General features: G+C 65.9%; 19 protein-coding genes. 8 read left to right on the top strand and 11 right to left on the bottom strand.

The window, feature by feature from the left end:
- The first annotated feature begins 31 nt into the window (after positions 1–31).
- The 7 genes from C7401_RS38355 (at position 32) to C7401_RS38325 (ending at position 7,733) form a co-directional block, all read left to right on the top strand.
- The gene (locus C7401_RS38355) at positions 32–361 is read left to right on the top strand and encodes a (2Fe-2S)-binding protein (protein ID WP_112177254.1); all 330 of its coding nucleotides are present in this window, start codon (positions 32–34) and stop codon (positions 359–361) included.
- Positions 358–1,788, top strand: a complete 1,431-nt coding sequence (locus C7401_RS38350; protein ID WP_112177253.1) for an FAD/NAD(P)-dependent oxidoreductase — start codon at positions 358–360, stop codon at positions 1,786–1,788. The genes C7401_RS38355 and C7401_RS38350 overlap by 4 nt, the downstream gene beginning before the upstream one ends.
- Positions 1,781–2,917 carry an NAD(P)/FAD-dependent oxidoreductase gene (locus C7401_RS38345; protein WP_112177252.1) on the top strand — a complete coding sequence of 379 codons (1,137 nt, stop codon included), beginning with the start codon at positions 1,781–1,783 and terminating at the stop codon, positions 2,915–2,917. The genes C7401_RS38350 and C7401_RS38345 overlap by 8 nt, the downstream gene beginning before the upstream one ends.
- Positions 2,918–2,929: 12 nt before the next feature.
- A complete protein-coding gene (locus C7401_RS38340) occupies positions 2,930–4,000 on the top strand; it encodes an ABC transporter substrate-binding protein (RefSeq protein WP_112177251.1) in 1,071 nt (356 codons plus the stop codon).
- 157 nt (positions 4,001–4,157) lie between these two features.
- The gene (locus tag C7401_RS38335; RefSeq protein WP_112177250.1) at positions 4,158–5,648 is read left to right on the top strand and encodes an SH3 domain-containing C40 family peptidase; all 1,491 of its coding nucleotides are present in this window, start codon (positions 4,158–4,160) and stop codon (positions 5,646–5,648) included.
- Between the two features lie 432 nt (positions 5,649–6,080).
- Positions 6,081–7,154, top strand: a complete 1,074-nt coding sequence (locus C7401_RS38330) for a porin (RefSeq protein ID WP_112177270.1) — start codon at positions 6,081–6,083, stop codon at positions 7,152–7,154.
- A 120-nt stretch (positions 7,155–7,274) separates the two neighbouring features.
- Positions 7,275–7,733, top strand: a complete 459-nt coding sequence (locus tag C7401_RS38325) for a cupin domain-containing protein (RefSeq protein ID WP_112177249.1) — start codon at positions 7,275–7,277, stop codon at positions 7,731–7,733.
- Positions 7,734–7,756: 23 nt separating this feature from the next.
- On the opposite strand, the gene C7401_RS38320 is transcribed toward C7401_RS38325, so the two are convergent.
- The 5 genes from C7401_RS38320 to C7401_RS38300 form a co-directional block, all read right to left on the bottom strand.
- Positions 7,757–9,724 (bottom strand): beta-galactosidase, encoded by a 1,968-nt coding sequence (locus C7401_RS38320; RefSeq protein ID WP_112177248.1) that lies wholly within the window; start codon positions 9,722–9,724, stop codon positions 7,757–7,759.
- A gap of 76 nt (positions 9,725–9,800) precedes the next feature.
- A complete protein-coding gene (locus C7401_RS38315) occupies positions 9,801–10,652 on the bottom strand; it encodes a carbohydrate ABC transporter permease (protein WP_112177247.1) in 852 nt (283 codons plus the stop codon).
- A gap of 32 nt (positions 10,653–10,684) precedes the next feature.
- The gene (locus C7401_RS38310; protein WP_112177246.1) at positions 10,685–11,590 is read right to left on the bottom strand and encodes a carbohydrate ABC transporter permease; all 906 of its coding nucleotides are present in this window, start codon (positions 11,588–11,590) and stop codon (positions 10,685–10,687) included.
- A 67-nt stretch (positions 11,591–11,657) separates the two neighbouring features.
- Positions 11,658–12,932, bottom strand: a complete 1,275-nt coding sequence (locus tag C7401_RS38305; RefSeq protein WP_112177245.1) for an ABC transporter substrate-binding protein — start codon at positions 12,930–12,932, stop codon at positions 11,658–11,660.
- Between the two features lie 87 nt (positions 12,933–13,019).
- A complete protein-coding gene (locus C7401_RS38300; protein ID WP_112177244.1) occupies positions 13,020–14,153 on the bottom strand; it encodes an ABC transporter ATP-binding protein in 1,134 nt (377 codons plus the stop codon).
- A 204-nt stretch (positions 14,154–14,357) separates the two neighbouring features.
- On the opposite strand from C7401_RS38300, the gene C7401_RS38295 reads away from it, so the two are divergent.
- On the top strand, positions 14,358–15,383 hold the full coding sequence (locus C7401_RS38295) for a LacI family DNA-binding transcriptional regulator (protein ID WP_112177243.1): 1,026 nt from the start codon (positions 14,358–14,360) through the stop codon (positions 15,381–15,383).
- 6 nt (positions 15,384–15,389) lie between these two features.
- On the opposite strand, the gene C7401_RS38290 is transcribed toward C7401_RS38295, so the two are convergent.
- The 6 genes from C7401_RS38290 to C7401_RS38265 all read right to left on the bottom strand — a co-directional run bounded on the left by C7401_RS38290 (position 15,390) and on the right by C7401_RS38265 (position 20,300).
- Positions 15,390–16,124: a GntR family transcriptional regulator gene (locus C7401_RS38290; RefSeq protein WP_112177242.1), complete on the bottom strand. Its 735-nt coding sequence runs from the start codon at positions 16,122–16,124 to the stop codon at positions 15,390–15,392.
- A 125-nt stretch (positions 16,125–16,249) separates the two neighbouring features.
- Positions 16,250–17,044: a carboxymuconolactone decarboxylase family protein gene (locus C7401_RS38285; protein ID WP_112177241.1), complete on the bottom strand. Its 795-nt coding sequence runs from the start codon at positions 17,042–17,044 to the stop codon at positions 16,250–16,252.
- An 89-nt stretch (positions 17,045–17,133) separates the two neighbouring features.
- Positions 17,134–17,529 carry a cupin domain-containing protein gene (locus C7401_RS38280; protein WP_112177240.1) on the bottom strand — a complete coding sequence of 132 codons (396 nt, stop codon included), beginning with the start codon at positions 17,527–17,529 and terminating at the stop codon, positions 17,134–17,136.
- Complete coding sequence (locus C7401_RS38275) at positions 17,526–18,443, bottom strand: NAD(P)-dependent oxidoreductase (protein WP_112177239.1); 918 nt, start codon at positions 18,441–18,443, stop codon at positions 17,526–17,528. The genes C7401_RS38280 and C7401_RS38275 overlap by 4 nt, the downstream gene beginning before the upstream one ends.
- A 33-nt stretch (positions 18,444–18,476) precedes the next feature.
- Positions 18,477–19,838 carry an MFS transporter gene (locus C7401_RS38270; protein ID WP_112177238.1) on the bottom strand — a complete coding sequence of 454 codons (1,362 nt, stop codon included), beginning with the start codon at positions 19,836–19,838 and terminating at the stop codon, positions 18,477–18,479.
- 66 nt (positions 19,839–19,904) lie between these two features.
- The gene (locus C7401_RS38265; RefSeq protein WP_112177237.1) at positions 19,905–20,300 is read right to left on the bottom strand and encodes a carboxymuconolactone decarboxylase family protein; all 396 of its coding nucleotides are present in this window, start codon (positions 20,298–20,300) and stop codon (positions 19,905–19,907) included.
- Positions 20,301–20,337: the final 37 nt, after the last annotated feature.

Raw genomic sequence — 20,337 nt, 5'->3', positions numbered from 1 at the left:
TCGAATCACGCTGCCAGGCAACCGACTTCTCATGAGCACCGTCACGCCGCATCCCCTTGCCCAGTTCGTCCGCGTTGCCGAGACCGCGCGCGCGAGCGTCACCTTCGTTCTCGACGGCGTTGAAGTCGAGGCGCTCGCGGGCGACACGCTACTCACCGCCATCCTCACGCAGCAGCGCCACGTGCGCCGCAGCGAATTCAGCGGCGCGCCGCGCGCGGGCTTCTGCCTGATCGGCGCGTGCCAGGACTGCTGGGTGCGCAGCGAGGACGGCACGCGCCTGCGCGCCTGCTCGACGCCGCTACGCGAAGGCATGCGCGTGCGTACGCGCTTCGGCACGGATGCCGAAGGCGGTGCGCAATGAACGCGACACCGACTCGCATCGTCATCGTGGGCGCGGGGCCGGCGGGCATCCGCGCCGCGCAAACGCTCGTGGCCGCGGGCCTGCGCCCCACCGTGATCGACGAAAACGCGCGCTGGGGCGGCCAGATCTACCGCCAGCCCGCTGCGGGCGCGGGCTTCGCGCGATCGAAAGCCACGCTTTACGGCTTCGAAGCGAAGAAGGCCGACGCCGTGCACAACGCCATGGCCGATCTGCTGCCGAAAATCGACTACCGTCCCGACACGCTCGCGTGGTCGTGCGAGCCGGGGCGGCTCGACACCTTGTGCGAAGGCCGCGAAGCGAGCGTGCCCTGGTCGCATCTGCTTATCGCGAGCGGCGCGACCGACCGCATCGTGCCGCTGCCCGGCTGGACGCTGCCGGGCGTGTATACGCCCGGCGGCGCGCAGGTCGCGCTCAAGGCGCAGGGCTGCGCCATCGGCGCGCGCACCGTGTTCGCGGGCACCGGGCCGCTGCTCTATCTGGTCGCTTACCAGTACGCGAAAGCGGGCGCACAAGTGGCCGCCGTGCTCGACACGAGCCCGTTCGCGCGCCAGGCCGCCGCCGCGCCGAAGCTGCTCAACCAGCCGGGCACCTTGGCCAAGGGCATGTATTACGTCGCGTGGCTCAAGGCGCATGGCGTACGCATCGAGCACGGCGTCACCCTCGCGGGCGTCGACGGCGAGCAGGCCGTGGAATACGTCCGCTGGCGCTCGGCCGACGGCAAGGAGCACGCGATCGCGTGCGACGCCGTGGGCCTTGGCTACGGCTTGCGCCCGGAAACCCAGCTCGCCGATCTCGCGGGCTGCCACTTCGCCTTCGACACGCTCAATCGCTGCTGGCTGCCCGCGCGCGATGCGGCGGGCCGCAGTTCGGTTGAAGGCGTCTACCTGGCAGGCGACGGCGCGGGCATCGCGGGCGCCGACGCCGCCGAACTCGCGGGCCGCCGCACCGCGCTCGCGGTACTGGAAGACCTGGGCATCGAGCCGCCGCGCGCCCCCCATTCCCCCGACGCCGCAGCCCTCGAAAAGCAGCTCGAGCGCATTGCGCGCTTTCGCGCAGGCATCGAGCAGGCCTTCGCACCGCCCGACAACTGCGCCGCCAGCTGGCCCGACAACATGATCGTCTGCCGATGCGAGGAAGTCGATACGGGCACGCTGCGTAGTTGCATACGCAACGGTTTCGCCACCGAGGTCAATCGCCTGAAAGCGCTCACGCGCATCGGCATGGGGCGGTGCCAGGGGCGCATGTGCGGCGAATCGGCCGTGGCGCTCCTGAGCGCGGAGACCGGCAAGCCGTTGCACGAAGTGGGACGTCTGCGCAGCCAGGCGCCCATCAAACCCATTCCGATCTCGCCGATGTTGTTCGAAGACGGCGTGCAGGTGGTCGAAGAGGAAGCCCACGATGAGTGATACGCGCCATTTTCAGGTGGTGATCGCGGGCGGCGGCCTGGTGGGCGCGTCGGCGGCGCTTGCGCTCGCACGCCAGGGCGTGAGCGTCGGCTTGTTCGAGCGGCGCTTTTGCGGCGCGCAGGCAAGCGGCGTGAACTACGGCGGCGTGCGCACTCACGGCCGCAGCGCCGAGCAACTGCCGCTCGCGGTGCGCGCGCGGCGCGTATGGAACCGCTTGCCCGAACTGATCGGCATCGACGGTGAATTCGTCGTTTCAGGGCACTTGCGCCTCGCACGCCGCGACAGCGACATCGAGGCGCTGCACGCGTGGTCCGCAATGGCGAGCGACTACGGCGTGCAATCGCAGGTCATGAGCGGCGAAGCGTTTCGCCGCCGCTACCCATGGCTCGGGCGTGCCGCCATTGGCGGGGCGCTCTGCGCGAGCGACGGCCATGCGAATCCGCGCCTCGTTTCGCCCGGCTTCGCTGCGGCGGCACGGCGCGCGGGTGCGCACGTGCAGGAACAAACCGCGCTCAGCGAACTGAGCTTCGACGGCCGCCGCTTCCAGATGCGCGCGGGCGACGCGCGCGTGAGCGCCGACTGGCTCATCAACTCGTCGGGCGCCTGGGCCAATACAGTGGCGGGCGCATTCGGCGAAACCGTGCCGATGAAGCCGATCTATCCGAACATGTGGGTGACCGAGCCGCTGCCGCGCTTCATCCAGCACAACCTGGGCGTGTATGGCGGCGGCGTCTACGCGCGCCAGGTGGAGCGCGGCAACTGCGTGATCGGCGGCGGGCGCGGACACGGCGACGGCGAATACGCGCAGCCCTCCACCGCCACCACGCGCGCCGTCATGCGCGACGCCTGCGCGCTGCTGCCCGGCCTGCGCGACGCACTCCTCATTCGCACATGGAGCGGCGTGGAAGGCGAAACGCCGGACAGCAACCCCATCATCGGCTTCAGTCAGACCACGCCGCGCCTGCTGCACGCCTTCGGTTTCTCCGGCGGCGGCTTTCTGCTCGCGCCCGGCGTGGGCGAAGTGCTGGCCGAACTCGTCACCGAAGGCGCGACGAGCACGCCTATCGAAGCGTTCGCGATCGGCCGCTTCACGCAGTCTCCCGTTCATGCCGCTCTCCCCATCAAATAAGGAGTCCCCACGATGAGAATCACACGCACAAGCACACGCAAAAGCACACGCACACTCGCCTCGCTGGCTGCACTCGTCGCTTTCGGCTGCTCGACTGCCGCCTGGTCGCAAACGAAAACGATCTATGTCGGCATGAACGGCGGCCCGATGGAGAAGGCCTATACGAGCCAGGTCCTGCCCGACTTCGAAAAGGCCAACAACGTGAAGGTGGTGGTCGTGCCCGGCACCTCCTCCGACGTGCTCGCGAAGCTGCTCGCCAACCGCAACAGCCCGCAGATCCACGTGGCCTTCCTCGACGACGGCGTAATGGCTCGCGCGGTGAGCATGGGGGTGTGCGAGAAGCTCGACGATTCGCCGGTGCTCAAGGAGCTTTACCCGTTCGCCCGCATGAAGGGTGACATGGGCGCGGGCGTGCAGCTCGGCATGACCGGCATTGGCTACAACACCAAGGTGTTCGCCGAAAAAGGCTGGGCGCCGCCCACCTCGTGGCTCGACTTCGCCAATCCCAAGTACAAGGGCAAGGTGGTGTTCCAGTCGGCCTCCAGCAGCACCTTCGGCCTGCACGGCTTTCTCGCCATCAACCGCCTGATGGGCGGCAGCGAGACCAACGTCGAGCCCGGCTTCACGAAGTGGGGCAGCACGGTGGGCCCGAACGTGGTCGAATATATTCCGAACTCGGCCAAGCTTTCGGAGATGATCCAGACCGGTGAGGCCGGCCTCTTCCCGCTCACGCCCACGGCCGTTGGCGACCTGAAGGACAAGGGCCTGCCCGTGGCCTATGCGAACCCGAAGGAAGGCGCCGTGCTGCTGCTCGTCGACCTGTGCGTCGTGAAGAACAACCCCGACCCGCAGCTCGCGCAAAAGCTCGCGCAATTCTTCCTCTCGGCGCCTGCGCAAAGCAAGGCGGCGGCAGCGGGCAAGCAGATCCCGACCAACCAGAACGCGACCATGCCGCCGGACATGCAAAAGAGCCTCGGCAACCTCGACCAGCTCGTGAAGAAGGTGACGGTGGTGGACTGGGACGTGATCAACGAGCACCGCGCGCAATGGGACTCGCGCTGGAACCGGCAGATCGAGCAATAAGCGCGCAGCTTCGCGCCAGGACCGGGCGTTGGCGCAACCGGCGCGGGCGGTGGCTCCTGTATGATCCACGGGTTGTCGCTCCGCACCCTCGTTCATGCGCCCCGCCCTCGATTCTTTCGCTCGCCTTCCGGTTTCCACACGGGCTCCGCGCGCCCGCATGCGCACGCTGGCCGCGCTGACCATCGTCGCCGCGTGCGTGCTGCCGGGTTGCGCAACCGGTCCGGCCTCGCACACGCAAGCGGCAAACGCGCTGCCGCCCGACACGGTCGCGCTGTTCCCGATCGAGCACTACGACCAGAACGTCGATCGCTGGATCGATCCGGCCGGCGCGGCCTACGACACGCCCTTCCTTTCCCCTGAAGTCCAGCGCGCGCAATTCGACGCCCTCTTCGCACGCTATTTCGGTGCGGGTCCGCATGATCCCTCGCCGTGGAATCGCGCGTTTATCGAGCAGCATGTGTATCGGGACGGTGGCAGCGACATCGCCGCGCTGCAAACTCGCCGCCTCGCCCTCTTCGACAACACCGGCAAGCCGCCACGCCGCGTCGGCTATGGCATGAATTTCCGGCCGCACACGAAGGCATGGATCGACGCCATCGAGCGCAACGCCAACGTCAACCAGTTCGAACAGGCCAACGCCTATGACGCCACGCGCCGCGCGATTGCAACGACGCCGCTGCTCGTGCGCGAATTGCCCACCATCGACCCGTCGTTCTACTCGCATCGTATTGCGGGCGAGGGTTACCCCTTCGACAACCTCCAGGTGAGCGCGGTGCGGCCCGGCACGCCGCTTTATGTGCTCGGCACGAGCGCGGACGGCGCGTGGCGCTACGTGCAAACGCCCGATGTGCAGGGCTGGGTGCGCAGCGACGGCGTGGCGAGCGTGGACGACGCATTCGTCGCCGCCTGGCGTGCGGCGGCGAAGCAGTCGCTGGGCGTCGTGGTCGTGGCGTCCGCCGCGCTGCGCGACCGCGGCGGCGTGTTCCGCTTCGACGCGCCGGCCGGCACGCTGCTGCCTTTGCGCGGGCCGCGCGAAGTCGTGCTGCCGGTGCGCGACGTGGACGGCCGCGCCACAATACGCACCGCGCCGCTCGATGCGGACACGATCGTGCCCGCGCCGCTCACCGCCACGCCGCGCCATCTCGCACAGTTGATGAAAGCGCTGATCGGACGCCCCTACGGCTGGGGCAATACGAACTTCGACAACGACTGCTCGGCCGAACTGCAAAGCATTTTCACGGCGTTCGGCGTGTGGCTGCCGCGCCATTCGTCCACGCAGATGAGCGCGGGCGTCATGACCGACCTCTCGGCGTCCACCCCGGCCGAGCGGCTCGACTGGCTCGTGCAGCACGGCGCGCCCATGCGCACGCTCATCTATATAGGCGGCCACGTCATGCTCTACCTGGGCGTCGCCGAGCGCGACGGCAAGACCGTGCCGCTCGTCTACCAGGACGTGTGGGGCCTGCGCCCGGCCGACAACAGCCGCCGCGCCGTGATTGGCGGCTCGGTCATCCTGCCCCTGCTCCTGAGTTACCCCGAAGACCCGAGCCTCGAATCGCTCGCGGGCACGCCGACCTTCCAGGTCAGCATACTGGGCACGCCCGCGGGCAGCGCGCCGTCGCAGGACGAAGAGAATCCGGCTGGCTGAATGCCGCGCGCTTGCGTCCATGCGGCGCACGCATGGCATCGATGCGCGAATGTGATCGTTTCTCCCAGGATGACAGATTCCGCACGGTCGTACCAAAATACCCTCCATCGAACGTAGCAGTCCTTCAACGTTGCACACCCCTCGTCAGTGGAGAAGCGATCGGTGAACGCGCATTCAATCCGGCTCATGCCTTGCAGGCCCACGATGACCCCGCGCTCGCCAACGCTCCTGCGCCCCCGCGCGGGCCCCGCCCGGCGCGCACGCCGCGCCTGAACGCCATACCTCCAGTGCCTGAAATACGCGGCTCCTGAGCGAGCCTCGGCCCCTTATTGCCTGAAGCGGCAGCACGCACGTCTAACGTACTTTCACTATCCACCTCAACCCAAAGAAAACGTTAAGGATGACGAAATGTTACAACGCGACAACCTGGGCATGAAACGGCTGGCTCGCTGCCTCGCGGCGGCTGGCTTGATGGGCGCGGCGGGTGTCGCGAGCGCGCAGAGCAGCGTCACCCTGTACGGCATCGTGGACGGTTCCCTCCTCTATACGAGCCACACGATGAACATGCAGACCGGCCAGAACGCCGGTCATCAGTTTTCCTTCACGGACAGCGGCATGACGGGATCGAACTTCGGCATGCGCGGCACCGAGGATCTGGGCGGCGGCCTGCACGCGATGTTCGCGCTCGAAAGCGGCATCAGCATGGCCAACGGCAAGTTCAACAACTCCAACGGCAACTTCTTCGGCCGCCAGGCGTGGGTGGGCATGGAAAGCCCTTACGGTACGGTCAAGGCCGGTTTGCAGTACTCACCGTTTTTCCTCTCGCTCTACCAGACAGACCCGCGCGGCATGTCGTACTTCGGCAGCGGTCTCGTGAGCTACGTGGACAACGTCTATGTCACCGGCCTCTTCAACAGCAATGCGCTCACCTACACGTCGCCGGAGATCGCCGGCATCCAGGCGGCGGGCATGTTCGCCATGGGCGGCGCGGCGGGCGACTTCCAGGCGGGACGCCAGTATTCGGCGAGCCTGCGCTACCACATCGCGGGCTTCACGCTGACCGGCGCGCTCTATAGCGGCAACGCAGGCGGCAGTGCGGCGACCACGCCGATTCCGAGCACGGTGGAGTTCGTGGGGCGCACCATCGGCGCGAGCTATCGCTTTGCGAATTCGCTCACGATCTCGGCTTCCTACGCGCTCTACAAGGTCTCGCAGTCGTTCGACAACAGCGTGTATTCCGGGGGCCTGAGCTACATGGTCATGCCCTGGCTCAACGTCGATGCTGGCGTCTGGTACACGCGCGACGGCAACGACAGCAACAATCACTCGATCATGGCGTCGAGCGGCGTGCAGTTCTTTCTTTCCAAGCGCACGACGCTTTACGGCCAGGTCGGCTACGTCAACAATCACGGGCACATGGATACGGGCCTGTCGATCAACAACGCGCTGTATGAAGTGGCGGGTTCGACTGTGGGCGTGAGCCTCGGCATGCGGCACATCTTCTGACGCGCCCGCGCCGCGGTGGCTACCTGAAATTCCGGGGGATTGGTCATTTCGGCGCGGCGCTCGCGCGCCTAACATGGGTTCCGCCGCGCCTTCAAGGCGCACTCACGAGAAGGAACGACCATGCCGCCGCGCCACGACCTCCACATCCCGCGCCAGAAGACGCCGCGCCGCCTGCCATCGCTTCGCGCCTGGATTGGCGCGGGCGTCATGCTGTTGGCGGCGCAGGCCGCGCTCGCGCACGATGCCTCAGGTGAAACGATCCAGCCCGTGCTGAAACAGGCGGTGCCCGAGGCCGCGGGCAAGAACGTGCTGATCGCAACCGTGACGTTCGCGCCCGGCCAGACTTCGGACCCGCACATGCATCCCGGCTCGATCTTCGCCTACGTCACGCGCGGCCATATCGAATCGCAACTCGAAGGCTCGCCGCCGCGCACCTACGGCCCGGGCGAGGCGTGGTACGAGCCGCCCGGCGCGCACCACATCCTCGCGCGCAACGCGAGCGCGACGGAGCCTGCGCAGATCGTCGTGTTCGCCATCGCCGGCGAGCACGACCCGATCAAGAAGCCAATTCCGAAGTGACTACGCCGCGAGAAGACGCGCCGCTACGCGCTCTCGCGCCACGCGCAAACCTCGCCTCTGGCCAGTTCGCGCTGGCCCAGCACGAAATCCACCCCTTCCGGCGCGGGCGCGTGGGCGTGTTGCTCGCCGAAGTTGAACGCAAAGCACAGTCCGCCGCGACGGCTCAGGCGCAACCCCTCGGGCAAGCGCTGCGTTTTGAGTCCCGCCGCACGCGCCGCGTCGCCGAGCATGGCCAGATGCAGTTCATGCGATAGCCATGCCGCGGCGTAACGCACGCGGCCGTGCGCCAGCAGAGCGGGCCAGCCGTCATCGAACTGCGCTTCCACGCGCGTGGCGCCATTGGCGCGCACGTGATCGCGCCAATGCTGCGCCGCGCCCTGCACGCCGTTGATCGCAACCGTCGGCGCGAGCGTGGGTCGCAACGACTCGGCTTCGAGCACCTGCAACGGCAGCACGCGCTGCAACGCGCCGGGCGGCAAGTCGCCGGGAATCGCGAAATGCTCCGTTTTCGATCCGCTGCGCGGCCCGAACAGCCATTGCCCTTCGTTGCGTTCGATTTGAGCGACGAAGGCGTCGTCGATCACGGCGAGCGACGGCACGACCACGAGCCGATACGCGGACAGATCCGCATGGCGCGAAACGATATCGACATCGAGCCCGTGCTCGCGCAGCGCACTGTAGTAGTCGAATGCGAGCGTCTGATAATCGAAGCTCGCGCCGTGGCGCTGGATCTCGAACATCCACTGCGTCTCGTAGTCGAACACGAGCGCCACGTTTGCGCGCCCCGCCGGCGCGAGGTTGCGTAGCGCGGCGCTCCCGGCGATCTCGCGCGCGGCCTGCTCCACTTCGCGACCGCCCGGCGAAAGCTCGTTATTCGGCAGATTGAGGCCCGAATGCATCTGCTCCTGCGCATAGGGGCACTGACGCCAGCGGAAATACGACACGAGCTCGGCCCCATGCGCAAACGCCTCGTAGGCCCACAAGCGCACCATGCCCGGCGCCGGCACCGGATTGAACGGCGCCCAGTTCACCGGCCCCGCCTGCTGCTCCATGACCCAGAAGCGTCCGCCGCCGATCGCCCGGTAGCGGTCGTGATCGAACGCCGACACATCGGGGTGCGCCGTGCGCGCATAGCGGGCCTTCTGCGCCTCCGGCAAGCCGATCACTTCGGTGCGGGCGATCGGATAACTGTCCCATGTCGCCACGTCGATCGCCTTGTCGGCCGCAAACCGGTAGTGATCGAAGGTCGTGAAAAAGCCCATGAAGTTGTGCAGGATGTCCGCTTTCGGCGCGTGGCGTCGCAGCACGTCCGCCTGCTCGCGATGAAAGCTCGCCACTTCGTCGGACATGTAGCGGCGAAAATCCAGGTGATGCGCGGGGTTCGCGTCGGTGGGCGTGCGCAGCGGCAGCCCGACCGCCTCGAACGAGGGATATTCCATGCTCCAGAACACGTTGCCCCAAGCCTCGTTCAGCGCTTCGATCGTGCCGTAGCGCTCGGCGAGCCAGACCTGGAAGCGCTGCTGCGCGGCGGGCGACCAGCTCGGCACGGTGTCGTGGCAGCCCAGTTCGTTGTCGGTTTGCCATGCGACCACGGCGGGATGCGCGCCATAGCGCTGCGCCATCGCCTCGGTAATGCGCACGCAATGCGCGCGATACGCTTCGCTCGCGATGTCGTAATGGCGGCGCGAACCGTAATTCCAGCGCGTGCCGTCCGCACGCATGGCCAGCATGTCGGGAATCGCATCCACGAGCCAGCGCGGCGGCGCGGCCGTCGGTGTGCCGAGCACGACCTTGAGCCCGCGCGCCGCGAGCGTTTCGATCGCGTCGTCGAGCCAGTCCCACGTGTACACGCCCGCGCGCGGCTCCATGCGGCTCCAGGCGAATTCGCCAATGCGCACATGCGTGATGCCGAGTTCGGCCATGCGCCGCGCGTCGTCGGCCCACATCGTGCGCGGCCATTGTTCGGGGTAGTAGCAGACACCGATTTGCATGAGTGACAATCCGCCTTGCAATAACGTCAGGAATACGAAAGAGAGGAAAAAGAACCTTCGGCGCCGCGCAGCCGGGTCATCCCTTGCTGGCGCCGAAGGTGAGCCCCGCGACAAAATGTTTCTGCATGGCGAAGAACATCAGCACCGAAGGCAGCGCCGCGAGCACGGAGCCCGCCGCCACGAGATTCCACGCCGTGGTCCACTGCCCTTTGAGCGCGGCCACGCCCACGGTGATCGGCGCGGCGTCGTCGCCTTGCGTGAGGCACAGCGCCCAGAAGTAGTCGTTCCACACGAACGTGAATACGAGAATGCCGAGCGCGGCAAGCGCGGGCCGCACGAGCGGCAGCACGATGCGCCAGTAGATGGCCCACTCGCTCGCGCCCTCCACGCGCGCCGCCTCGATCAACTCGAACGGCAACTGCTTGATGAAGTTGCGCAGGAACAGCGTGCAAAAACCGGCCTGAAACGACACGTGAAAGATGATGAGCGCCCACACCGTGTTGTAGAGCCCAAAGCGCAGCGCCATGTCTCTCACCGGAATCATGAGAATCTGGATCGGCACGAAATTGCCCGCGACGAACGCGAACAACACGGCCGTATTGCCGCGAAAGCGATAGGTGGAGAGCGCGAAGCCCGCCATCGAAGCGAGCGCGATGGCGCCGATTACCGAAGGCACGGTGATCAGCACGCTGTTCGCGAAGTAATGGAGCATGGGCGTTTGCGTGAGCGCCGCGCCGTAGTTCTCCAGCAGCGCGAAGTGCCTCGGCCAGCCCCAGTAATCGCCCTGCTGCAATTCGTCGGTCGAACGGATGGAGGTGACGAGCACCGCGAGCATCGGCAAGAGCCAGATAACGAGCGCGAGGGGCAAGGAGATCTTGTAGAGCACGCGATTCGCGGGTTTCCAGCGATCGACGGGAAGCGGATACATGAGCGGCGACTCCGTGAAAATCAGCGAGAAGATCAGCGTTCTTCGCGCAGCATGCGGCGCAGATGGAACACGATATAAACGAGCATGATGGCGAACAGCACGACGGCAATCGATGCGGAATAGCCTTCGCGGTAGTATTTGATCGCCTGGTCGTACATGAAATACGCAAGCACGGTTGAGCTGTCGAACGGGCCGCCACCGCTCATCACGGCGATCAGGTCGAAGCTGCGCAGCGCGCCGATCACCGTGAGCACGATGGCCATGAACGTGGCCGGGCGAAGTTGCGGCAGCACGACGTGCCAGAACAGCCGCCAGCCCTTCGCGCCTTCCATGCGCGCGGCCTCGACGATCTCGGGGTTGATGGCCGTGAGCCCCGTGAGATAAAGCACCATGCAGAACGGCGTTTGCGGCCAGAGCGCGGCAAAGATGATGCCGTAGGTCACAAGCTTGGGGTCTCCGAGCACGGGTATGCCGTGGCCGACAATCATCTTCAGGAGCCCGAAGGTCGGATCATAGAACCACGAAAACACGAGACCGACCACCACGCCCGAAAGCACGAACGGTGCGAAGAACAGCGACTTCACCATGCGGATGCCACGCACGTGCTGGTTCAGATACAGCGCGAACGCGAGCCCGAGCGGCGGCGCGAGCAGGAACAGCACGAGCCACAGCAGGTTGTTCTTGAGCGCCGTGTAGAACGTGTCGGTGTGAAACAGCTCGACATAGTTGGCGAGACCGACGAACGTCTTCGCGGTCATGCCGTCCCAGTTATAGAAGCTCAGCGTAATGCTGCTGAAGATCGGGTAGACCACGCACAGTGCAAAGAGCGTGCAGCCCGGCAGCAGGAAGAAAAGCGCGGCGCGATTCTGCTGCCGTCGCACGCTGGAGGCGCGACGCTGCCGCGCGGCCCCGATGGGGCGCGCCAGGGTATCGGACATGGAGTAGCCTCGCCGGTGTTCGAACGAGGCGCGACGGGCGGCGCAATGCGCCCGCCGCGCCACGGCTTTACTTGTGGTAGATGCGTTGACGCGTCGTTTCGAGGCGCGCGAGCAGCGCGTCGATCTGCGACGGATCGCTGTAGAACTGCTGCATGGCCTTCATGCCTTCGTCGGCCATTTCCTTTTGCATGTCGCGGTCGTAGAACTGCGCAATGCCCCCACGCGTGCTCGCGAGCGTCTGGAAGCCAACCTTGGAGATGGGATCGTCAGGCTCGGCGGCCTTGTTGTTCGAAGGCAGTTGGCCCCAGCCTTGTGCGAGTTCGGCGTTGATCTTCGGCGTTTCCATGAAGGCGAGCAGGCGGCGCGCGTCGGCCTTGTTTTTGGCCTTCGCGGGAATCAGCAGCACGTTCACCGGGCCGTCCTCGGCCGTCGGCACGGCCGGATCGATGATCGGGAAACGGAAGAAGCCCACGTTCTGCTTCATGTTCGCCGGGAAGCTGGCCGAAAAGAACGTGCCCATCAGCATCATCGCGGCCTTGCCGTTCACGAGCACGGGCGCGATCGAATCGACGTCGTAGGACAGCGCATTCTCCATGAAGCAGTGGTTGTCCATCAGCGCCTTCCACGTCGTGTACACCTTCTTCACGCGCGGGTCGGTATAGGGAATCTGACCGGCCATCAACTGCTGATGAAACTCGTTGCCGTTGATGCGCAGGTCCAGATAGTCGAACCACGCGGCCAGCGTCCAGCTATCTCGCGCGGCGACGGCAATGGGCTGCACGCCGATGGCGTTGAGCTTCTTGCAGGAGGCGAGCAGTTCGTCCCAGGTCTTGGGCTCCGACTTGATGCCCGCCTTCTCGAACAGGTCCTTGCGGTAGAAGAAGCCATAAGCGTCATAGCCCAGCGGCGCGGCGTACTGCTTGCCGTTCCACGTGGACGCGCTCTTGACGGCCGCGTACTGCTCGTTCCAGCCGTTCTTCGCCCAGTCGGCCGAAAGGTCTTCGAGCAGGCCGCGCTCGGCGTAGTACGCCATGCGCTCGCCGTCATGCCACGACACCACGTCGGGCGGGTCGGTGGCGAGCCAGCCGCCCATCTGCACCTTGTAGGCTTCCTCGGTGATATAGGAGACCTTGAGGTCGACGTCGGGATTGGCCTTCTTGAACTGGTCGAAGGCGTCCTGCCATGTGGAGCGCTGGTTGGCGCGCGCCGAAACGTTGACGTTGAGCGTACCGGCGTCGGCGGCCGTGCTCGTGAACGCCGTTGCGGCAACGACCGCAATAGCCGCAACCACCGCCGTTGTGCGGGCCCAGCTACCGAAAACTGTCGAGCGATTAGAGGACATCTGTTGTCTCCTGCTTTGCCTTTGTAGGCTGACGGCGCTCCCGCCGCCAGGCTTGGTGACCCGCTCTGATGGCGGGGTATAGCGAAATCAGGCCGGCACCGGGGCGAGCGCGAGCCGCCGCCGCGCCACGCCTTCGGCGTCGAACAGGTGGCATGCCTGCGGCGGCACGTGCACGCGCAGGCGCTCGCCCACGCCGATGGGCGAGTCGGCCGGCGCTTTCGCGACGAGCGTACCCGCCGCATGGTCCGCGTGCAGATAGCTATGCTCGCCCAGACGCTCGGCCAATACCGTTGCGCACGCAATCGACTGGTCGTCGCCACCCAGGCGCAGATGCTCGGGCCGCACGCCGAGTGTGACGGGCTGGCCGCGCTGCAAGCCGCGGCCTTCCACGCAAGCGAGAATCGACTCGCCGCCTTGCGCGAGCGTGACGCGCACGCCGTCTTCGTCCACTGCGTCCACGGTCGCATCCATGAAGTTCATGCGCGGCGAGCCGATGAAGCCCGCCACGAAGCGCGACTTCGGGTGATGATAGAGATCGAGCGGCGCGCCGCTTTGCGCGACGCTGCCGTGGCGCTCCATGTCGGCGCCCGCGTGCAGCAGCACGATGCGGTCGGCAAGCGTCATCGCCTCGACCTGGTCGTGCGTCACGTAGACCACGCTCGCATCGGCGAAACGCTGATGCAGCCGTGCGATTTCGACGCGCGTATGGCTGCGCAGGGCGGCGTCGAGATTGGAAAGCGGCTCGTCGAACAGGAACACGCCCGGCTCGCGCACGATCGCGCGGCCGATGGCAACGCGCTGACGCTGCCCGCCCGAGAGCGCCTTGGGGTGGCGGTCGAGCAGCGCTTCGAGTTGCAGGCTGCTCGCCGCATCGCGCACGCGCCGCTCGATTTCGGCCTTGGGCAGCTTCGCGATCTTCAGGCCGAACGCGATGTTCTCGAACACCGTCATGTGCGGAAAGAGCGCGTAACTCTGGAACACCATCGCCACGCCGCGCTGCGCGGCGGGCACATCGGTCACGACGCGCGAACCGATGCGCAGCTCGCCTTCGCTCAACTCCTCCAGCCCCGCGATCATGCGCAGCAGCGTGGACTTGCCGCAGCCGGAAGGCCCAAGGAACACACAGAACTCGTGATGCCCGATGTCGAGATCGACGCTTCGGACCACCGGCGGGTGGTCGCCATAGCGTTTGCTAACGCCCGAAAGCTGAATTGTCGCCATGCTGTAGCCTCGCGATTTAAGCGCTTAAATTTCACGCCGAAAATGAACCGAGGCCCTTGCGCGGCGGGCATTTAACCGCTTAAATTCGAATCCGGTACAGTCACGCATTCGTCGTCTCCGTTGATGTTGTGCGAGAAAAGTAGCAACCCTGCCGCAGCATTGCAACATTTGAATTAGCTTCCCTGAATGTGGGAAAGGTTCGTCATGGTCACCTTGTCTGAAGTCGCGAGGCGCGCGCACGTTACCGCGGCCACCGTTTCGAACGTGCTGCGCAACCGCGAAAAGGTCCGTCCTGAAACGGCCGAACGCGTGTTGCAGGCCATTGCCGAACTCGGCTACCGGCCCAATCTCAATGCGCGTGCGCTGGCGCAGGGGCGCTCGTCCACGCTCGCGCTCATGCTTTCGAACATCGCCAACCCGTTCTACCCCGAGTTCGTGCTCGCCGCCGAGCGCGCGGCGCGCAAGGCGGGCCATTTCCTGATGGTCTGCAACACCGACGACGATGCGCAAATCGGCCGCGCCTACCTGAACCAGATCGCGGGCACCTTCGCGGACGGCGTGCTCGTGATGAACACCGACATCGCCATGAACGAGCTATGCATCTCCGCGATGCAGAACGGCCCGATCCTGCTCGCGATGTGGGAGCACCCCGAGAAGCCGCCCGCGCTGCCGTGCGTTGCCGTGGACTTCGCACGCGCGGGCGCGCTGGCCGCGCAGCATCTGCTTGAGTTGGGACACCGAAATATCGCCATGTTGACAGGCGACGGCTGCGGGGGTTTGCAGGACGCGCGTTCGGACGGGTTTCGCGCGAAGCTGCTAGAGGAAGGCGTGGATCTCGCCACTGTGGCGCAGTTGCAGGTGCGCGACTCGATCGACTCGGGCTACGCGGCCTGCCAGCAATTGTTCGCGCAGCACCCGCGCGTCACCGCCATCTTCGCGACCAACGACCTGCTCGCGATCGGCGCGATCCAGGCGCTGGTGAGCATGGGCCGCGCCGTGCCCGACGATGTGTCCGTGATCGGCATCACCGACATTCAACTCGCCCACCAGATGCGCCCCGCCCTCACCACGGTCGCGATCCAGACCGAAGCCGTGGCCGAGCTTTCGATCCGCAGCCTGATCCGTCTGATCGACGAGCCGGACAAGCAGCCGCCGATGGTGCTCGGACCGCCGCCCGAACTCGTCACGCGCATGTCCACGGGGCCGCGCCGGCGGCGCGCGCGCGGCTGAGGAGACTCACACCTGCGCGTTGCCGTCGGCCTCGCCGGTTTGGCCCGCTTCACCCGCCTCGGGCGCGGTCTCTTCCGCATCGGCATCGAGCATGCGCATGGCCGCCTTCTCGGCGTTGAGAACGTGCTGGCGCGCGAGTTCCTGCGCCTCGTCCGCATTGCGCGCCTTGAGCGCCTTATGCAGTTTGTCGATTTCGCGCAGGCTGCTCGGCAGCCGGTCCGGGTGCATGAGCGAGGTCGCGCGCAACAGGTTCACGCGCGAATAGAGGCTGTTCAGAATCTCCTTCACGAGGCTGTTGCCGCAGTTGTCGAGCAGCACGTCGTAAAGCGCCGTTTTGGCCTTGAGCACCCCTTCCTGGCTTTGCGCCGTGGCCTGGGTGCGCAACGCCTTCGCGGCCGCGCCGAATTGTTCGATCATGGCGTCGCTGGCGAGGCGCGCGAATTCGTGGGCGGCATAGCCTTCGAGCAGCGCGCGCAGCGCGTAAAGCTCGGCGGCCTCCTCGCGCGACATGACCGCCACCACGGGCCCCTTGTGCGGCACGTTGCGCACGAGCTTTTCCGCCTCGAGCTTGCGCAGCGCCTCGCGCACCGACGTGCGGCTCACGCCCAGCGTTTCGCACAGCTCTCGTTCGATCAGGCGCGCCCCTGGCGCAAAGCGCCCGCTCATGATGGCCTGGCGCAGCACGTTTTCGACCTGATGACGCAGCGTTTCAGGCCGCACCAATCCGATATCAGTCGACATTATTGTCTTCCCGTCCGACAAAAATCCAGTCGCTATGATACTGCACCGCGGGCCATTTCCGATATCCGTCGCCGCCCTGCAACACGAGGCGGGGCGCGCTTGCGGGGCTTTTTTTCAGGCCGGCTTCACGCCCGCCCTTCGCGATGCCGCTCCCATGCCGCTTCGAGCAGCGGCGCGCCCAGTTCCGCCCCATGAATGCCGGTCGTGCTCACGATCTCCAGCAGTTCCATCAACTCCTGCGCCGTCGCCCCATAGCGCAATGCGTTGCGCATATGGAGCTTGAGCCCTGGCACGTAGAGGTGTGTGGCGGAGGCATCGAACGCGCAATACATGAACTCCTTGACCTTCGGGCTCAGCACACCCGTGCGCCACGGCACCGAGGAAAACGCGACATAAGCCTCGAAGAGATCGGGATCGAGTTCGAGCAACCCCTCCCACGTGGGATGCCAGTAGCCGCGATTGGTCTCGAACGCCGCCTTCAGCGCGCGCTGCCGTTCGTCGAGCGCGGCCGGCCCATTGCGCAGGCCCTCCTCTTCGAGCACTTCGAGCAGCACGGGCACGCCCACGTTGCTCGTGTGAATGCCGATCGTGCTCACGAGTTCGAGCACTTCCATCAACTCCTCGCGCGTCGCGCCGCACGCCAGCGCCTCGTCGATATGGTGCGCCACGCCTGGCGCGTAGAGTTGCGTGGCGCACGCGTCGGCGGCGAGCGCGATGAACGCGCGCACTTTCGCGTCCAGATGATTGCGCCGTTGCGGCACGCCCGAAAACGCCACGTAGGCATCGACGAAGCCCGCGTCGAGGCGCAACAGGCTCTCCCACGCCGCGTTCCACATACCGTGCACGCGCACGAAGTCCGCCTTGATCTGCTGCGGGTCGCGCGCTTGTGCGGGTCCTGCGGGTCCTTCTGCTGGTTTCATTGCGCCCTGTCTCCCGGTCGCGAACGTTTCGATTCGATGACGGGACGCGTCGCGCTGCGCGCCCCGCTCATGCACCCATCAAGCGCGTATCAACGCGCCTTCTGCCCCTGCGGATAATCGCCTTCCGTCACTTCTTCCTGCCAGGTCGCCTTGCCGAGCGAGGTGGCGACATGCACCATGTAGCTCGCATCGCTCGCGCCGTGCCAGTGGCGCTCGTTCGGCCCGATGAAGACGATGTCGCCCTGGCGGATTTCCTGCGGCGGCTCGCCTTCCTTGCAGATCCAGCCCTTGCCCGCCGTGACCTGAAGCACCTGGCCGTGCTCGTGCGTATGCCAGTAGGTGCGCCCGCGCGGCGCGAAAAACACGGTGTTGATGGTCACGCCGTCGGTGGGCGGCATGACCGGGTCGGCCCAGACCGTGCCCGAAAACGTCGCGCCGCGCTGCTCCGACATGCCACCTTCCGCCCTGCCGTGAAATACCTTCATGCTGCTTTCTCCTTGTTTCGTTGTCCTTCATGGAGGCGCACGCCGCCCGACACATCGCCGATGGCGTCCACCACCCGGTTGCTGATCACATCGCCATAGCCAAGCGCCGTGCCGAGACCGAAGCTCGCGAGCGGACCCGAGGCATTGAGCGACACCACACCCAGTTCGCGCGCGCGATCGACGTAGAGCACGACATCCTTCGTCATCAGCTTGCCCGTGAGGCCGCCTTCCAGATAATCGCCGTCGACGATCTTCGGAAAGCGGTTGAGCGTGGCGAAGTTCACGCCGCTGCTGCTGTTGAGCACGTCCAGCAGCAGGTGCAGGTCGAGCCCGGCTTTCTTGCCCGCCACCATCACCTCGGCGCTCGCCGCAAGGCTCACGGCGTTGAGGAAGTTGTTGAGCAGCTTGGTCGTGTGGCCTGCGCCGCTCGCGCCCATATGCGCCACCTTCGCGCTGATCGGTGCGAACGCCCATTGCAGCGCCTGCACGGCCTGCGTCTCGCCGCCCACCATGAGCGTGAGCGCCCCCTTTTCGGCCGCCGCCGCGCCGCCGGAAATGCCCGCGTCCACGTACTGCACGCCGCGTTCGGCAAAGCGCTGCGCGAGGCGGATCGTCGAGCTTGCCGCAGCCGTGCTCAGGTCCACCACGATCTGGCCCGCGCGGCAGTGCGCGAGCACACCGTCCGCGCCTTCCACCACGGCCTCGACCACCTTGCTATCGGGCAGCGACATCATCACGACGTCGGCGAATTTCACGGCCTCGGCCACCGTGGCGGCGGGCTGCGCACCCGTGGCTTGCACGCGCTCGCGCACGGTGTCGTAGCCGAGCACCTGGATGCCGGCATCCACGAGACGCCGCGTCATGCGCCCGCCCATATTGCCCAGGCCAATGAAGCCTATGCGCTCCTTGTTCATCGCTTTCCTTTCCTGTTCAGAGAGACAACATCATTAGAAGTCCACATCTTTCGTTTCCGGCCCCATCAGCGCGCCAATTGCGCCGATCAGTCCGCCCACGCAAAGCAGCGCGACCGGCGTGAGCCGCAGCGGCATGAAGGCGCTCAGGCCGTCCATGTAGAACGCGTAGAACGACGGGATGATCACCGAGAGGCTGAAGCCCACGCCAAAGCCCGTGGCCCGCACATCAGTCACGAATCGTTCGTTGATGTAGGTGACGATCACGCCCCAGGGCGAGGTGACGATCACGGCCAGTACGCAGGTGAGCGCGATGATGGCCGGCAGCGTGAGCCCTTCGACGTTCGCGAGCACATAGAGCAGCCCCGCGCCCACCGTGGCGATGACGGGCCCGAGAATCACGAAGAAACGCCGCCGCCCGATGCGCTGGCCGATCATGCCCGAGGCGATATAGCTGAAGAACAGCACGAAATACGTGATCATCAGCGTAAGCGTGATCTCGAAGCCCGTGAGATGCAGCGTCTTGAAGAGCAGCCCCGTGGGCAGGAAGATCGTGATGATGTTCTGCGTGAGCCAGAAGCCCGTCATCATCACCAGCACCTGCAAGAGGCTGCGCCCGCTCTTGCCGCGCAGCAGGTCCGTGAGCGGCAGTTTTTCGGGTTCGGCCGCCTTGTCCGCCGCTTTATCGGCGGTCTCGCTCTTCCAGATTTCCGACTCGGCCACCTTGTGCACGTAGTAGAGCGCGAGCAGGCCGGCCAGCACCGAACCCAACACGAACGGAATGCGCCAGCCCCATTGCGCATAGGGCGAATTCACGCCGTTGAGCGGAAAGAGCGCGAACATCAGCATCGCCACGAGATTGATGGACACGTAGGCCGCCGGAAAGCCCGCGATGATGAAGCCGCCCACGAAGCCGCGCTGCGCCTTCTTCGAATACTCGATGGCGAGCGGCATGGCCCCGGTGTAGCCGCCGCCGAGAAAGATGCCGTCCACGAAGCGCAGCAGCACCAGCAGCCAGTACGACGCGACGCCAATGCTCTGATAGCCCGGCAGCAACGCGATGAGCAGCGTCACCACGCCAAAGCCCGACACCGACCAGATCGACGCCTTGCGGCGGCCCACTCGGTCCGCGACCATGCCGAAGATCAGCGCGCCCACCGGGCGGCCGAGCAGCGTCGTGATGAACACGAGCGAGGCGAGGATCGTCTCCATGCCGGCCGTGAGATGCGGCGGCTGGAAGAACGCGAGCACCGGCGAAAGTACCACCACCGGCAGGTAGATGTCGAACATGTCGATGTATTCGGAGAAGAACGCGCCCTTGATGGCGTTGCGCCGCTTCGCCTCGATCGACTCCTCGCGCTCGGCCTCTATGACGTCGGTTGCAGCCAGGGTTTTCATCTTTGTCTCCAACTGATATGGCGCGCCGTGCGGCGCGCATGTTTATTCGATGGGTGCTCGCTTCGCTCAGGCCGTGGCGGTTTCCGCCTCATAGGCCTTGATCGCCTCGCTCGCCACGCGAAACGCAGCCAGCGCGAGCGGCACGCCGCAGTAAATCGCGGCCTGCATGAGCACCGCGCGAATTTCTTCCTTCGTCACGCCGTTGCGCAGCGCACCCTTCACGTGCACGGCGAGTTCGTGATGCTGGCTCATCGCGGTGAGCATGCCGAGGTTGAGCATGCTGCGCGTCTTGAACGGCAACGTGGTGTCGCCCCAGATATCGCCCCAGCAGCACTCGGTCACGTATTGCTGCATCGGGCGGTTGAAATCGTCGGCATTGGCCCACGACTTCTCCACGTGCGCCGCGCCCAGCACTTCCTTGCGGTTTTCGAAGCCGGCTTCGAAACGCTCGTTGTTTTCCATGTTCGGATTCCTCACTGTTTCCTGATTCATTCAATCG

The organism is Paraburkholderia unamae, assembly GCF_003268775.1.
GTDB classification, from domain to species: Bacteria; Pseudomonadota; Gammaproteobacteria; order Burkholderiales; family Burkholderiaceae; genus Paraburkholderia; species Paraburkholderia unamae.
The sequence above is the reverse complement of the archived record's forward strand: the minus strand, read 5'-3'. Positions and strand labels throughout refer to the sequence as shown.